The 15,777-nt window shown below is 59.4% G+C and carries 11 protein-coding genes; 8 read left to right on the forward strand and 3 right to left on the reverse strand.

From position 1 onward, the window contains the following. Positions 1–178 precede the first annotated feature (178 nt). The 3 genes from GSF67_RS21625 to GSF67_RS21635 form a co-directional block, all read right to left on the reverse strand. The gene (locus GSF67_RS21625) at positions 179–1,018 is read right to left on the reverse strand and encodes a transporter substrate-binding domain-containing protein (RefSeq protein WP_006315188.1); all 840 of its coding nucleotides are present in this window, start codon (positions 1,016–1,018) and stop codon (positions 179–181) included. A 251-nt stretch (positions 1,019–1,269) separates the two neighbouring features. After that, positions 1,270–3,558 carry an NADP-dependent malic enzyme gene (locus tag GSF67_RS21630; RefSeq protein WP_006315189.1) on the reverse strand — a complete coding sequence of 763 codons (2,289 nt, stop codon included), beginning with the start codon at positions 3,556–3,558 and terminating at the stop codon, positions 1,270–1,272. Between the two features lie 160 nt (positions 3,559–3,718). Continuing rightward, positions 3,719–4,693 (reverse strand): LysR family transcriptional regulator, encoded by a 975-nt coding sequence (locus tag GSF67_RS21635; protein WP_006315190.1) that lies wholly within the window; start codon positions 4,691–4,693, stop codon positions 3,719–3,721. Positions 4,694–5,019: 326 nt separating this feature from the next. Between GSF67_RS21635 and GSF67_RS21640 the strand changes: the two genes are divergently transcribed. From GSF67_RS21640 to GSF67_RS21675, 8 genes are all read left to right on the forward strand, one after another. Beyond that, positions 5,020–7,449 carry a glucose/quinate/shikimate family membrane-bound PQQ-dependent dehydrogenase gene (locus tag GSF67_RS21640; RefSeq protein WP_050813498.1) on the forward strand — a complete coding sequence of 810 codons (2,430 nt, stop codon included), beginning with the start codon at positions 5,020–5,022 and terminating at the stop codon, positions 7,447–7,449. Positions 7,450–7,729: 280 nt separating this feature from the next. Continuing rightward, positions 7,730–9,160, forward strand: coding sequence for a mannose-1-phosphate guanylyltransferase/mannose-6-phosphate isomerase (locus tag GSF67_RS21645; protein WP_006315192.1), 1,431 nt, complete (start codon positions 7,730–7,732; stop codon positions 9,158–9,160). A 302-nt stretch (positions 9,161–9,462) separates the two neighbouring features. Then, on the forward strand, positions 9,463–10,695 hold the full coding sequence (locus GSF67_RS21650) for an ABC transporter substrate-binding protein (protein ID WP_010972963.1): 1,233 nt from the start codon (positions 9,463–9,465) through the stop codon (positions 10,693–10,695). Between the two features lie 143 nt (positions 10,696–10,838). Beyond that, on the forward strand, positions 10,839–11,741 hold the full coding sequence (locus tag GSF67_RS21655; RefSeq protein WP_006315195.1) for a carbohydrate ABC transporter permease: 903 nt from the start codon (positions 10,839–10,841) through the stop codon (positions 11,739–11,741). After that, positions 11,734–12,675, forward strand: a complete 942-nt coding sequence (locus GSF67_RS21660; RefSeq protein WP_006315196.1) for a carbohydrate ABC transporter permease — start codon at positions 11,734–11,736, stop codon at positions 12,673–12,675. The genes GSF67_RS21655 and GSF67_RS21660 overlap by 8 nt, the downstream gene beginning before the upstream one ends. A 5-nt stretch (positions 12,676–12,680) precedes the next feature. Beyond that, a complete protein-coding gene (locus GSF67_RS21665) occupies positions 12,681–13,769 on the forward strand; it encodes an ABC transporter ATP-binding protein (protein WP_006315197.1) in 1,089 nt (362 codons plus the stop codon). Between the two features lie 56 nt (positions 13,770–13,825). After that, positions 13,826–14,590: a sugar phosphate isomerase/epimerase gene (locus tag GSF67_RS21670; protein WP_006315198.1), complete on the forward strand. Its 765-nt coding sequence runs from the start codon at positions 13,826–13,828 to the stop codon at positions 14,588–14,590. Positions 14,591–14,613: 23 nt separating this feature from the next. Then, positions 14,614–15,747, forward strand: coding sequence for a Gfo/Idh/MocA family protein (locus GSF67_RS21675; RefSeq protein WP_006315199.1), 1,134 nt, complete (start codon positions 14,614–14,616; stop codon positions 15,745–15,747). Positions 15,748–15,777 lie beyond the last annotated feature (30 nt).

Raw genomic sequence — 15,777 nt, forward strand, 5'->3', positions numbered from 1 at the left:
TCCATGCTGTTATTGCGGGTGCCGCCGGACGGGCGGCGCCAGAATGGCCTGCCTTGTTATAAAGCAGAAAAGAACGGCAGGCGAAACCGGCCGTTCCTTAGGGTTGTCGTAAACGCCTTCTTGGCTGACGCCCGCCATCACGCAAAGGTGAAGGTGACGAACCAGATTGCCCAACGCCTTATTGCGCGGCGGAAAGCTTCTTCTTCTGCTCTTCCATGTAGCCGATGCTCGGCAGGCGGTTGGCCTTGGCAAATTCGATCATCTTGCCGGAGGCGTGCAATTCCTTGACGATCTTGTCGAGTGCGGCCTGCGTGTCGGCTTCACCCTTGCGCAGCCAGATGACGGAATCCGACGGGATGAGGTCGGTGGGGATGAGGATGCCGTAATCCTTCCACTCGTCGGCGCGGTCCTGGAGCATCAGGCTCAGCGTGCCGTTGACGTGAACGGAGACATCGCAATTGCCGCCCTTCAGCGCCAAGAGCGACTCCGGCTGGCTCGGCAACGCCTTCACCTGCGCGCCGTACTGCTCGATGAGCGGCTGGGTGTAGTTCGAGCCCTGCGAAACGCAGGCGATCTTGCCCTTCAGGTCCGACCAGTCCTTGATGCCCGAATCCTTGCGGCCGATGGCGGCGCCACCCTGACGGTCATAGGGGGTCGGCACGTAATCAAGCGTTTTGGCGCGTTCTTCGGTGTATTGCATGTTGGCGATGAGAATATCGACCTTGCCCTGCTGCAGGAACTGCACGCGGTTGGGCGGGGTCACGGTTTCGGTGACCAGGTCTACGCCGAGACCGGCGGCCAGTGCCTTGGCAACATCGATGTTGAGGCCCTTTTGCTCCTGCGTCTTCGGATCGATGAAGCCGAAAGGTGCACCAGACAGGATGACGCCGACGGTGAGCTTGCCGCGACCCTTGATGCGGTCAAGCGTTGCATCCGCGTGGGCGGCGGTGGCCATCGAAGCGACGACGACGGTTCCGGCAATGAGTTTTGCGGCAAATCTGGAGAAAGAGAGGGCCATGGGTATTTCCTTTTGAGTGTGAGTGGAAACTACATGAGGCACCCGCCGAGAGCGAGAATTGGCATTGCGCAAAAAATAGTATGAATAAAATCGCGTTCCAATAAAGCTACTTATGCGAAAAAATATCCTACTAATGGGAAATCGTAGAATCCTGTTCTTTGGTTTCGCTGCCTGTTGACCGGTTCGCCAGATATGAGGCGATCGATTGCGGTGTGTTCTTCTCCTCGCGGGGAGAAGAACACACGGCGACGTCACCGTCCGGCGTTATAGGCCGCGATTGCCGCCATGTTGACGATATCGCTGTCCTTGGCACCCATTGAGGTGATCTGCACCGATTTGTCGAGGCCGACGAGAAGCGGACCGATGACGGTCGCGCCACCCAGTTCCTGCAGCATCTTGGTGGAGATGGAGGCGGAATGGATGGCGGGCATGACCAGCACGTTGGCCGCACCGGAAAGGCGGGCAAAGGGATACTGGCTCTGCATGCGCTGATGGTTCAGCGCCACATCCGCCGACATCTCGCCGTCCACCTCGAAATTGACATTGCGCTTGTCGAGGATTTTCACCGCTTCGCGCACCTTGTCGGAGCGTTCACCGACCGGCTGGCCGAAGGTGGAATAGGCAAGCATGGCGACGCGTGGCTCATAACCGAAACGGCGGGCGAGGTGGGCCGCCTCTTCCGCGATATCGGCAAGGTCTTCCGCATTCGGCATGTCGTGCACGGCGGTATCAGCGACGAAGACGGTGCGATTTCGGGAGACAACAAGCGAAACGCCGATGACGCGATGGCCAGGCTTGGTGTTGATACAGCGGCGGATATCCTCCAGCGCGGTGGAATAATTGCGGGTAACGCCGGTCACCACGGCATCCGCATCGCCCATCGCCACCATGCAGGCGGCGAAATGGTTGCGGTCGTTATGGATGAGACGCTGCACGTCGCGCAGCAGGAAGCCGCCGCGCTGCAAACGCGCGTAGAGATAATCGACATAGGCATCGACACGGCTGGAGAGACGGGCATTGGTGATTTCGATATTGGCGCGGTCGAGATCGATGCCGGCTCGTTCCGCATTGGCCTTGATGATATCGTCGCGGCCGAGCAGGATGGCTGTGCCGAGACCCTGCGCCGTGAACGAAATCGCCGCGCGCATGACCTGCTCTTCTTCCGCTTCGGCAAAGACCACGCGCTTGGGCGAACGGCGCACACGCTCGTAAAGGCGCTGCGTCGTCGAGGCCATCGGGTCGCGGCGGGCGGAAAGCTCGCGGGCATAGGCGTCGAGATCGGGTATTTCGCGCTGGGCGACGCCGGTTTCAATGGCGGCTTTGGCCACGGCCACCGGAATGGCCGAGATCAGGCGCGGATCGAATGGAACCGGAATGATGTATTGCGGCCCGAAGCGCGGGCGGTTGCCCTGATAGGCGGCGGCCACGTCGTCAGGCACATCTTCGCGGGCAAGATCGGCCAGCGCCTGTGCGGCGGCAATCTTCATCGCGTCGTTGATCTGGCGGGCACGCACATCGAGCGCGCCGCGGAAGATATAGGGGAAGCCCAGAACGTTGTTGACCTGGTTCGGGTAGTCAGAACGTCCAGTCGCCATGATCGCGTCGTCGCGGATGCGCGAGACTTCTTCCGGCGTGATTTCCGGATCCGGGTTGGCCATGGCGAAAATGATCGGCTTCGGCGCCATCGAGCGGATCATCTCTTCAGTGAAAGCGCCCTTCTGCGACAGGCCGAACACCACATCCGCACCCTTCATGGCTTCCGTCAGCGTGCGGTTATTGGTCTTCACCGCATGGGCGGATTTCCATTGGTTCATGCCTTCGGCGCGGCCCTGATAGATTACGCCCTTGGTATCGCAGAGCGTGATGTTTTCCGGGTTGAACCCCATGGCCTTGATGAGATCCATGCAGGCAATCGCCGCAGCGCCCGCACCGTTGCAGACGAGCTTGGTGGTCTTGAAGTCGCGGCCGGTCAGTTCGATGGCGTTGATGAGGCCGGCGGCGGCGATGATGGCGGTGCCGTGCTGGTCATCATGGAAAACGGGAATGTCCATCAGCTCGCGCAGGCGGCTTTCGATGATGAAACATTCCGGGGCCTTGATGTCTTCGAGGTTGATGCCGCCGAAGGAGGGGCCGAGGTAACGCACGCAATTGATGAATTCATCGGCGTCTTCGGTATCGACCTCGAGATCGATGGAATCGACATCGGCGAAACGCTTGAAGAGGACCGACTTGCCTTCCATGACCGGCTTGGAGGCGAGCGCGCCGAGATTGCCGAGCCCGAGGATGGCGGTGCCGTTCGAGATGACGGCCACCATGTTGCCGCGGGTGGTATAATCGTAAGCGGTCGCCGGATTTTCGGCGATGGCTTTCACCGGCACGGCGACACCGGGCGAATAGGCGAGCGACAGATCCCGCTGCGTTGCCATCGGCTTGGTCGGGGTGATTTCCAGTTTGCCCGGCCTGCCCTGCGCGTGGAAATCTAGGGCTTCCTGATCCGTAACCGATGTTCTTGTGCTGGCGGATTTTGTCGTGTCGGACATGGGCTGAGCGTGCTTTCCTGTCGTTATCAGTATAAAAATATTCGTTGTTGTTATGGTATTTTTTGCACGCCTGCCAAGCCTTGAATGTTGTTCAGTGCAGCAAATTTAAGCGTGATGAAATTTACGGCCGATTCAATCGATTAAGTCCGTATGTTTGTTGTCAAAGGCTTGGTTGGTAAGCCTGGCGGGCCATATTTACGAAGGCATCGACGTGGAGGGCAAGCGGGCCGCGCCTGACGACCAGCACGCAGTCCGACCATGCGTCGGCGCTGTCGAGCGGTACGCCGGTAATACCGCGGGTGGAACGCACGGTGTTTTCCGGCAGGATGGAAATGCCCGCACCCGCTTCCACCAGGGCAAGAATGGTATTGATGTTGGCGATACGCATGCCGATTTGCGGTTCGCAACCGGCATCCTCGAAAAGCGTGAGCGCGCTGCTGCTGAGGCCGAGGCCGATCTCATCGATCGGCAGCAGCAGTTTTTCCTGCACGATATCGCCAGCCGATATTCTGCGGCTGGAGGCCAGCGGATGACTGTCCGACAGGGCAACGCACAGTTTCGAGCGGTCGAAAGGCATGGCCCTCAGGGTCTGTGGCAGCCGGGGAAGGGGTGCACGGATGAAGGCGACATCGGTCTTGCGTGTTTCCACCTGCTCGATCAGCTGTTCCATCGTCATGCCGGGCAATAGTTCCAGCGTCACATCTCTGTGCTCATCACCATAGCGGGTGATCAGTGCCGGCAGCTTCCGCTCGGCCATGACACTGGTGCCGTAACCGATGCGCAGCGTGCCGAGCTCACCGCGCCGGATCTGCTGCGCCTTTTCAAGCGCGCCTTTGGTGCGGGCAAGGATTTCTTCCGCCTCGATGAGCATGGATTGCCCCGCCGGGGTGAGTTCCACACCCCGATTAATGCGGTGAAAGAGCTTGAAGCCCAGATTCTCCTCCAGCTGCCGTATGCGCTGGGTCACGGCTGGCTGGGCGATGCCGAGCTGGACGGCAGCGGCCCGGAAGTTTCTGGCCTTGGCGGCCTCCACAAATATGGTGAGCTGGCGAGTATCCATTGGCGAAGAGGTCTTTGTGTTATCGGGCGCGGCGTGATATAAGCCTAGCTTATCAAAATTGCCCGTCTTGCGCATTGTCATCTTGTCGCGGGCGACGTTATACCGCAGCCAGCGTCCAGAACGTCTTTCCCACCCTTGCAGGTGAGGGCGATCAGGGCCGGGGAGGATTTGTTCAAGCATATGTCCCGTCGTCCATTCGGCCGGCGATAACCTGCAGCGAATGGGTCAAAAATGACGGTCACTACCGAAGCCTCCCCCACTATCGTTCCCCGTTCAGCCGCGCCGCCTCCGGCGCATCTTTGCCTGGCCTTATCGGCGGCGAACTGTCCGGGCTTTGCCGGACACTGAACGATCATCGGGCTTCAGCCTTTCGGGCGGCTCTTATAGACGGACATTCATTCATGGGTAATCCAACAACTTCATTGTCGCTCCCGGCCAGATTATGGCTGTTGGTGCTCGGCGCGGTCATCATCGCTGCGGGCCTGTTCTTCGCCATTGGCGGCTGGCAGCTCGTCGCTCTCGGTGGCAGCCCCTACTTCATCGCCGCAGGTCTTTCGCTCATCGTTTCGGGCCTGCTGATCCTGCTGCGCAAGCCGGCAGGCGCGCTTCTTTTCGGTCTTGTTTTCATCCTCACCGGCGTCTGGGCTGTATGGGAAGCGGGCCTTCACTTCTGGCCGCTGATTTCCCGTCTGCTGGCCATCGGGGTTGGCGCAACCGTCGTTGCCCTGTCATACCCGCTGCTGCGCCGCGCGGCCGGCAAAACGCCGGCATATGGCTCTTCTTTCGCGGTAGCCGCTGTTCTCGCCATCGCTTCCGGGGCCGGTTTTGCCGGCATGTTCGTGGCGCATCCGACCGTTGCCTTCAATGGCGAGCCGGCGGCGCTGACGCCGGTCAAGCCGGAAACGGAGCAGAAGAACTGGGAACATTACGGCAATACGTCCGGCGGCAGCCGTTTCGTGGCGCTTGATGAAATTACCCGAGACAACATCAAGAACCTCGAAGTCGCCTGGACCTACCACACCGGCGATACCCCGATCAGCCCCGGCGCCAACGGTGCGGAAGACCAGCAGACGCCGCTGCAGGTAGGTGACACCGTGTTCCTGTGCACGCCGCACAACAATGTCATCGCGCTCGATGCCGATACCGGAACCGAGAAGTGGAAGGCGGAAATCAATTCGAAATCCTCCGTCTGGATGCGTTGCCGCGGCCTTGCCTATTTCGATGCCAAGGCGCCGCTGAAGCAACCGACTGCGCCGGGCTCCACGCCCGTCACGGCCGCGGTTGTGGCCGAAGGTGCACTTTGCCAGCGCCGTATTCTGATGAACACGATCAATGCGGAACTCATCGCGCTTGATGCGGACACGGGCGCGTTTTGCCCTGATTTCGGCACAAATGGCCGCGTCGATCTGAAGATCGGTATGGGAGATGCGCCGGACCCGCAATATGTGCTGACCTCGGCACCAACGCTTGCCGGCACCACCGTCGTTGTCGGCGGCCGTATCGCCGATAACGTGCAGGTGGACATGCCCGGCGGCGTGATGCGCGGTTTCGACGTGGTGACGGGCGAGCTTCGCTGGGCTTTCGACCCCGGCAATCCCGATATCACCAAGCTGCCGCCTCCGGGCCAGACTTACACACGTTCCACGCCGAATGTCTGGGCATCCATGTCCTACGATCCGGACCTGAACACGGTCTTTATGCCCGTCGGCAGCCCTTCGGTCGATCTTTATGGCGCGACACGCACGCCGCTCGACCATAAATATGGTGCCTCCATGCTGGCGCTCGATGCCACGACCGGCCGCGAAAAGTGGGTATACCAGACGGTTCATAACGACCTCTGGGACTTCGACGTGCCGATGCAGCCGAGCTTTGTCGATTTCCCGAAGGCTGACGGAACCAGCGTTCCGGCGCTGGTCTTCGGCACCAAGGCGGGGCAGCTCTACGTGCTCGACCGCGCGACGGGACAGCCGCTGACCAAGGTGGAAGAGGTTTCCGTCAAGGCTGCCAATATTCCCAATGAGCCCTACGCCCCCACGCAGCCGCGTTCCGTCGGCATGCCGCAGATCGGTGCGCAGACGCTGACGGAAGCCGATATGTGGGGTGCGACCCCATTCGACCAGCTTTTGTGCCGCATCGCCTTCAAGGGCATGCGTTATGAGGGGTTGTATACGGCGCCCGGCACGGACCTCTCGCTCGCCTTCCCGGGGTCACTCGGCGGCATGAACTGGGGTGGTCTGTCGACCGATCCGACCACCAACACCATCTTCATCAACGACATGCGCCTCGGTCTCTGGATCGAGATGAAGGAAGCCGCACCCACCAAGGCCGTTGCCAGCGGTGGCGAAAGCGTCAATACCGGCATGGGCGTCGTCCCGATGAAGGGCACGCCCTATGCGGTGAACAAGAACCGCTTCCTGTCGGCTCTCGGCATCCCATGCCAGGCTCCGCCCTATGGCACCATGACCGCGATCGACATGAAGACGCAGCAGATCAAGTGGCAGGTCCCGGTCGGCACGGTCGAAGATACGGGTCCGCTCGGTATCAAGATGGGGCTTCCGATCCCGATCGGCATGCCGACGCTCGGCGGCACGCTCGCCACCCAGGGCGGCCTCGTCTTCATCGCCGGTACGCAGGATTATTATCTGCGCGCCTTCGATACGGCGACCGGCAAGGAAGTCTGGAAGGCCCGCCTTCCGGTCGGCAGCCAGGGCGGCCCGATGAGCTACAAGTCTCCGAAGACGGGCAAGCAATATGTCGTCATCTCGGCCGGCGGTGCCCGCCAGTCTCCCGATCGCGGCGACTACGTCATCGCTTATGCATTGCCCAACTGATCCTTTTGGTTCAACACTTTGAAAAAGAAACCCCGGGAGATAATTCCGGGGTTTTTCTTTGTTTGGGTTCAGGATAACCGGCACTTTCGTGCGGAACCTCGCCATCATCCTCGCGTTAGGAAAACAGGCCCGCCGGCAACACACCGCCATTCACCAAGCTTTCACAAGGCGAATTTATGAGCTTGAACTTGTCCGCCCGTGAACCGATGATGGCGGTATTTGGAAATATCTATATTGTCCGGCGCGCCGGGAAATTTTTTAGAGTTGGAAAGGTTTTGTTGTGAACGAACAATCTCGAAAGATCACGCCGGTTCTTCTTGCTGGCGGTGCCGGTTCGCGGCTCTGGCCGGTGTCGCGCGATCAGTTGCCCAAGCAGTTCCAGCCGCTGGTCGGCAATCTTTCGACCTATCAGCAGACGTTGAAGCGGGTCGGCGACAAGAGCCTTTATGCAGAGCCGCTGGTCATCACCAACGAGGATTTCCGCTTTTTTGCCCGCCGACAGGCCGAAGAGATCGATCTGCCGGCGACCGTGGTGCTGGAACCCGCCCGCCGCGACAGCGCCGCCGCCATGGCCGCCGCCGCCGTGCTGGCCGAACGCCGTGAACCCGGATGTCTTGTGCTGGCTCTTGCCGCCGACCATGTGGTGCTGGATGTCGACACGTTCTCCGAGGCCGTGAAGCTTGGTGCGAAAGCCGCCGATCAGGGCAATATCGTCGTTTTCGGCCTGGTGCCGACCGAGCCGCGCACCTCCTACGGTTATATCAAGCCGGGTGACGCGATCGACGGCGAAAAAGACCTCAGCACTGTCGATGCCTTCGTGGAAAAGCCTGATGTGACGACGGCCATCTCCTATCTGGAAAAAGGTTACCTCTGGAACTCCGGCAACTTCCTGTTCCGTTCCGATGTGATGATCGCGGAGCTTAAGGCCTTCGCGCCGGAAATCCTGGCTGCGGTGACGCAGGCGGTCGAACAATATGAAAGCGACCTTGGTTTCGTGCGCCTGCATCAGGCAAGCTTCGAGGCTTCGCCTAAGAATTCCATCGATTACGCTGTCATCGAGAAGACCAAGCGCATGGCTGTCGTGCACGGCCATTTCCGCTGGTCCGATATCGGCAGCTGGGACGCGATCTGGGAAATTGCCGACAAGCATGGCAATGACAACGCGCTCGAGGGCGATGGCGTCTTCATCGATTCCGAGGGTTGCCTGATCCATTCCACGCAATTGCTAACGACGGTGGTGGGCGCGAAGGATCTGGTGGTGGTGGCCACCAAGGATGCAGTTCTGGTGGTGCCGAAAAACCGGGTGCAGGATGTGAAGGGGCTGGTCGACACGCTGAAGGGCGGGAACCATGCGCCGCAGACCCAGACCCACAAGCGCGTCTACCGCCCATGGGGTTACATCGAGCACATGTATGTCGATCAGCGTTACAGGGTCGGCCATATCACGGTCGATCCCGGCCATCGCATTTCTTTCCAGAAACACTATCACCGCTCTGAACACTGGATTGTCGTCAAGGGCACAGCGACGGTGACGATCGGCGAAGAGACCCGTCTGCTGACGGAAAACCAGTCGGTTTACATCCCGATCGGTCAGCCGCACCGACTGGCCAATGAGGGGCAAATTCCGCTCGAACTTGTGGAAATCCAGACAGGCGCCTATCTCGGCGAGGACGATGTCATCCGCATCGAGGATGATTACAAGCGTCAGTAGTAGATGGTGTTTTGAGGTAGCACGACAGAGGCGAGGCGGGAGGCGTTCCGGCTCGTCTTTAAGTTTTAGGGGAGCACCCGCTACCCAAATACGGATGCAGCAGCCGCGCCCCTTGCAGAAATTGCAGGAATGGAAAGGACCCGCCGACAGGACGCAGCATGCCGCCGGTCGCAGATTTGCGGGGTTTCCAATCGCAAGGGATGTCCAAAACAGCCACATCGAGATTCATATTTTAGGCGGTTGCCTAATCAAAAATCTTCGCATAGGTTCCTACTGCAACGTTTCAGTGAGGGAGGAGACTCATGCGAATGCGTGTTATTTCTGCGGCCTTTTTGGCCAGTGTCATGATTCCGGCGGGTATGGCCGGGGCCACCGATCTTGAGGTGACCCATTGGTGGACATCGGGCGGCGAAGCCGCAGCGGTGGCCGAACTGGCCAAGGCTTTCGATGCGACCGGCAATAAATGGGTGGATGGCGCGATTGCCGGCTCGGGCGGCACGGCCCGGCCGATCATGATCAGCCGTATCACCGGCGGCGACCCGATGGGCGCCACCCAGTTCAACCACGGCCGGCAGGCGGAAGAGCTGGTGCAGGCCGGCCTGATGCGCGATCTGTCCGACGTTGCCGCAAAGGGCAACTGGAAAGAGGTCATCAAACCGGCAAGCCTGCTCGACAGCTGCACCATCGACGGCAAAATCTATTGTGCGCCGGTGAATATCCATTCCTGGCAGTGGCTCTGGCTTTCCAACGCCGCCTTTAAGAAGGCGGGTGTCGAGGTTCCGAAGAACTGGACGGAATTTGTCGCAGCCGCACCGGCGCTCAAAAAGGCCGGCATCCAGCCGCTGGCGCTTGGCGGGCAAGCCTGGCAGGCCAACGGCCTGTTCGACACGCTGACGCTTTCGATCGGCGGCAAGGACCTCTATCAGAAGGTCTATGGCGACAAGGATGCCGAGGCGGCAGCCGGTCCCGATATGGCGAAGATTTTCGCGGCGGCCGTCGAGGCGCGCGATATGGCCAAGGGCACCAATGTTCAGGACTGGAACCAGGCCACCAACATGGTGATAACAGGTAAGGCGGGCGGCCAGATCATGGGTGACTGGGCGCAGGGCGAATTCCAGCTGGCCAACCAGAAGGCCGGCACGGATTATTCCTGCCTGCCGGGTCTTGGCCTCAATGACTATATCACCACCGGTGGCGACGCCTTTTATTTCCCTGTTCTGAAAGACGAAGCGAAGACCAAGGCGCAGGATGTGCTGGCCGAAACCATCGTCGATCCGAAGACTCAGGTTGCTTTCAACCTGAAAAAGGGCTCGTTGCCGATCCGTGGCGACGTGGACCTCAATGCAGCCAATGACTGCATGAAGAAGGGTCTGGCAATTCTGGCCAAGGGCAATGCGCTTACCAGCACCGACCAGCTGATTTCCGCAGATACGCAGAAACAGAAGGAAGACCTGATGGCTGAATTCTTCGCCGGCTCGATGTCTGCGGCGGATGGCCAGAAGCGCTTCGCGGACCTTATCGGTTCTGCTGACTGATAGTGATCTCTCCGGGTTGGGGAGCGGTTTACCGCTCCCCATTCCAACGTCCGGTCCGTGCAATATTCACCAGCAAGGGCAGGGGTTTCATGCGGTGAGGTTTTTGCCTGACCGTTGACTGTAACGTTACAGGAGGAGGTAACATGGCAGGTCAAACGCGCTCCAGGCGTCCCAATCAGCTTTTCCGCAATCTCAATTCCAAGATTGCCTCCATTCCCATGATCTTGACCGCGATGGTGATCTTCCTCGGCGGCACGGTCTGGACGGTGATTTATTCCTTCACCAATTCCAAGCTTCTGCCGCGGGCGAGCTTCATCGGTTTTGACCAGTATGAGCGACTGTGGGCGGCACCACGCTGGATCGTTTCCATCCAGAACCTGGCGATCTACGGCATCTTGTCGCTGATGTTCAGCCTCGTCATCGGCTTCGTGCTGGCGGCGCTGATGGATCAGAAAATCCGCTTCGAGAACACCTTCCGCACCATCTTCCTTTATCCCTTCGCTTTGTCGTTCATCGTTACCGGCCTTGTCTGGCAATGGTTGTTGAACCCGGAATTCGGCATCCAGTCCGTGGTCCGTTCGATGGGCTGGGAAAGCTTCACCTTCGATCCGCTCTATAATCCGCAGATCGTCATCTACGGTATCCTGATCGCGGCGCTCTGGCAGGGCACGGGGCTCGTCATGTGCCTGATGCTGGCCGGTCTTCGCGGCATCGACGAGGATATCTGGAAGGCGACGCGCGTCGACGGCATTCCGATGTGGAAGACCTATATCCTCATCATCATTCCGATGATGCGGCCGGTTTTCATCACCACCCTCGTCATTATCGCGAGCGGCATCGTCAAGGTCTACGATCTTGTCGTCGCGCAGACCAGCGGCGGGCCGGGCATCGCGTCCGAAGTGCCGGCGAAATATGTCTATGACTACATGTTTCAGGCGCAGAACCTGGGGCAGGGCTTTGCCGCCTCGACCATGATGCTTCTGACCGTCGCGATCATCGTCATTCCATGGGCCTACCTCGAATTTGGAGGCAAGAAGCGTGGCTAATATCAGCACATTAAATACGGTCGTCGCCGCCACCGATGCGGTTGCCAAAGACCTTTCCGGCCCGCGCGGCAGGAAGCCGAGGAAAACCTTTTCCCGCCGCAACATCATTCTTTACGGCACGCTGTTCGTGGCTGCTGCCTATTACCTGCTGCCGCTTTACGTGATGGTTGTCACCTCGCTGAAGGGCATGCCGGAAATCCGGCTCGGCAACATTTTCGCACCGCCGGTGGAGATCACCTTCGAGCCCTGGGTAAAGGCCTGGGCAAATGCCTGCACGGGTCTGAACTGCGACGGACTTTCGCGCGGCTTCTGGAACTCGGTGCGCATTCTCGTGCCTTCCGTCGTCATTTCCATCGTCGTCGCTTCCGTCAGCGGCTACGCCATGGCCAACTGGAAGTTCAAGGGATCGGAACTGTTCTTCTCGATCCTGATCATCGGTGCCTTCATTCCTTATCAGGTGATGATCTATCCAATTGTCATCGTGCTGCGTGAAATGGGCATTTATGGCACGCTGACCGGCCTTGTCATCGTGCACACCATCTTCGGCATGCCGATCCTGACGCTGCTGTTCCGCAATTATTTCGCCTCTCTGCCGGAGGAACTGTTCAAGGCGGCGCGCATCGATGGCGCCAATTTCTGGCAGATCTATTTCCGCATCATGTTGCCCATGTCACTGCCGATCTTTGTTGTGGCAATGATCCTGCAGGTGACCGGCATCTGGAACGACTTCCTGTTCGGTGTGGTGTTCACCCGGCCGGAATATTACCCGATGACGGTGCAGCTCAATAATATCGTCAACTCGGTGCAGGGCGTGAAGGAATACAACGTCAACATGGCCGCCACGCTTCTGACCGGGGCAGTGCCGCTGATCGTTTATTTCGTCTCCGGCAGGCTTTTCGTCCGCGGCATTGCTGCCGGCGCAGTAAAAGGTTGAGCTATATGAACAAAAGCGTTTCCATCCGCGATCTTTCCCTGTCCTTCGGCGCCGTTACCGTGCTGAAAGACCTCAATCTCGATATTTACGACGGCGAATTCCTCGTGCTGCTCGGCTCTTCCGGCTGCGGCAAGTCGACCCTTCTCAATTGCATTGCCGGGCTTCTGGAACCGACCGACGGGCAGATCTTCATCAAGGATCGCAACGTCACCTGGGAGGAACCGAAGGACCGCGGCATCGGCATGGTGTTCCAGTCCTATGCGCTTTATCCGCAGATGACGGTGGAGAAGAACCTGTCCTTCGGCCTTCAGGTCGCAAAGATTCCAAAGGACGAAATCGAACGGCGTGTGAAAAGGGCGGCCGGTATCCTCCAGATCGAGCCGCTGCTGAAGCGCAAGCCGGCCGAACTTTCCGGCGGCCAGCGCCAGCGTGTGGCGATTGGCCGGGCACTGGTGCGCGATGTGGATGTGTTCCTGTTCGACGAACCGCTCTCCAACCTCGACGCTAAACTGCGTTCGGAACTGCGCGTCGAAATCAAGCGGCTGCACCAGTCGCTGAAGAACACCATGATCTATGTAACGCACGACCAGATCGAGGCGCTGACGCTGGCGGATCGCATCGCCATCATGAAAAGCGGCGTCATCCAGCAATTGGCGGACCCGGTCACCATCTATAACAAGCCGCGGAACCTCTTCGTCGCCGGTTTCATCGGCTCGCCGTCGATGAATTTCCTGCGCGGTGAATTGATCGAAAAAGACGGCAAGGTGGTCTTCACCACCAATGGCGTCAGTTTTTCGTTGGATGGCTATCAGCCGGAAACGCCGCTTGCCGCCGGTCGCGCCGTCGTTCTCGGCGTGCGTCCCGAACATGTGCGTGTCGATGCCGATATCCTCAGTGGCGAGGTGCATGAGGCTGTCGTCGATATCGAGGAGCCGATGGGTGCTGACAATCTGATCTGGCTGAAACATGCCGGCCACACAATGTCGGTGCGCGTCGGCGGCCACAGGCGGTTTTCGCCCGGCACAAAGGTTCGCCTCGGCCTCGACCTGACCATGGCCTCGTTGTTCGACGCTGAGAGCGAGGAGCGGCTTTAGACGCTGCAACTATTCCCCCACACAATCCCAAGACCCAAATCTCTATGGAGGAGACAATGACAGAACTCGGTTTCCAGCTTTACAGCGCCCGCAATTTCCAGCCTTTTTCCGATATTCTGAAGAAGCTTTCGGCGGCCGGCTACAAGCAGGTCGAAGGTTATGGCGCGATGTACGCCTCTCTTGATGAGGCCGGGCTGAAGGGCCTGCGCGCGGAACTCGACGCCAATGGCCTGACCATGCCGACCGGCCATTTCGGCCTTGATCTTCTTGAAGGCGACCCGAAAAAGGCGCTCAATATTGCCAAGGTTCTGGGCGTTGAGGCGATCTATTGCCCTTACCTGATGCCCGACCAGCGCCCGACCGACGCGAGCGGCTGGTCCGCTTTCGGCAAGCGCCTGCAGGAAGCCGGAAAACCCTTCGTAGATGCCGGCCTGACCTTCGGCTGGCACAACCACGATTTCGAGTTCAAGGCGCTTGCCGACGGTTCCACCCCGCAGGAGCAGATTTTTGCCGGCGGGCCGGACCTAAAATGGGAAGCGGATATCGCCTGGATTATCAGGGGCAATGCCGATCCGCTTGCCTGGATCGAAAGCTATGGCAAGCGCATCACCGCCGTGCATGTGAAGGATATCGCACCATCGGGCGAGAATGCGGATGAGGATGGCTGGGCCGATGTTGGCCATGGCACGGTGGACTGGAAGGGCCTTGTGGCGGCGCTGAAGGCGAAATCCGCCACGAAACATTTCGTGGTCGAGCACGACAATCCCAAGGACATAGATCGACTGATCACCCGCTCGATCGCTTCCTTCAAAACCTACTAAGTCTCACATTTCGGAGTTTCATCATGACCAGGGATCTTGGCGTCGGCATCATCGGATGCGGCAATATCTCGTCTGCATATTTCTCGCTGGCACCGCTCTTCAAGGGGATCAAGGTGCTTGCCTGCGCCGACCTCAACCGCAATGCGGCGGAGCTGAGGGCGGAAGAGTTCGGTGTTGTCGCGCAGTCCATCGAGGAACTGCTCGCCAACAAGGATATCGACGTGGTGGTGAACCTTACTGTTCCTGCCGCGCATTTTCCGGTGTCGAAAGCAGCCCTCGAGGCGGGAAAGCACGTCTATTCGGAAAAACCTTTGGTGCTGTCGCTCGAAGAGGGCGAGGAACTGCGTCGCATCGCCCGCGAGAAAAAACTCTCCGTCGGCTGCGCGCCGGATACGTTCCTCGGCGGCGCGCATCAGCTTGCCCGACAATATATCGATGACGGCAAGGTCGGGCGCATCACGTCAGGCACCTGCCATGTGATGAGCCCCGGCATGGAGATGTGGCACCCCAATCCCGGCTTCTTCTTCCTGAAGGGCGGTGGGCCGATCCTCGATCTTGGCCCCTATTACGTTGCCAATCTCATCAACCTCATCGGGCCGGTCAAACGCGTCGGTGCTTTGACCTCGATGGCAAACCCCACCCGCACGGTGACCAGCCAGCCGATGAATGGCGAAATCATTCCGGTGGAAACACCGACCAATATCCATGCGCTGCTGGAATTCGTGAATGGCGCGACGATCACGCTTTCGGCCAGCTGGGATGTGTGGTCGCACCGCCATGCCAATATGGAACTCTATGGCACCGAAGGCTCGATCTACGTGCCGGACCCGAACTTCTTCGGCGGGGTGGTGGAGGCCAGCGGTCGTGACAAGAATATCCAGCCGCTGGAAGACTGGGCGCATCCCTTCGGCATCGCCAATCAGGAAAGCCCGAACGGCCCGCGCGCCAATTACCGCACGGCGGGACTTGCAGATATGGCGATAGCGATCCTTGAGGGCCGTGATGCGCGCTGCTCGCTAGATCGCTCCCTGCATGGCATCGACGTGATGACGTCGATCCTGAGGTCAGGCGAGGAAGGTCGTTTCATTGAGATGACGACGACCTGCACGCAGCCGGCAGCACTCGGTATCGAGGAGGCGCAGGCGCTGCTGCGCTGAGGTTTGAGGCGATACGGAAAGCGGCGAAGG

Origin of the sequence: Agrobacterium sp. CGMCC 11546 (assembly GCF_013365515.1) — a bacterium.
Classification (GTDB): Bacteria; Pseudomonadota; Alphaproteobacteria; order Rhizobiales; family Rhizobiaceae; genus Agrobacterium; species Agrobacterium fabrum.

Excerpts from the sequence above, each read along its gene's own strand:
- GSF67_RS21625 (WP_006315188.1), bottom strand. The coding sequence starts at position 1,018 with ATGGCCCTCTCTTTCTCCAGATTTGCCGCAAAACTCATTGCCGGAACC.
- GSF67_RS21630 (WP_006315189.1), bottom strand. The coding sequence starts at position 3,558 with ATGTCCGACACGACAAAATCCGCCAGCACAAGAACATCGGTTACGGAT.
- GSF67_RS21635 (WP_006315190.1), bottom strand. The coding sequence starts at position 4,693 with ATGCGCAAGACGGGCAATTTTGATAAGCTAGGCTTATATCACGCCGCG.
- GSF67_RS21640 (WP_050813498.1), top strand. The coding sequence starts at position 5,020 with ATGGGTAATCCAACAACTTCATTGTCGCTCCCGGCCAGATTATGGCTG.
- GSF67_RS21650 (WP_010972963.1), top strand. The coding sequence starts at position 9,463 with ATGCGAATGCGTGTTATTTCTGCGGCCTTTTTGGCCAGTGTCATGATT.
- GSF67_RS21655 (WP_006315195.1), top strand. The coding sequence starts at position 10,839 with ATGGCAGGTCAAACGCGCTCCAGGCGTCCCAATCAGCTTTTCCGCAAT.
- GSF67_RS21665 (WP_006315197.1), top strand. The coding sequence starts at position 12,681 with ATGAACAAAAGCGTTTCCATCCGCGATCTTTCCCTGTCCTTCGGCGCC.
- GSF67_RS21670 (WP_006315198.1), top strand. The coding sequence starts at position 13,826 with ATGACAGAACTCGGTTTCCAGCTTTACAGCGCCCGCAATTTCCAGCCT.
- GSF67_RS21675 (WP_006315199.1), top strand. The coding sequence starts at position 14,614 with ATGACCAGGGATCTTGGCGTCGGCATCATCGGATGCGGCAATATCTCG.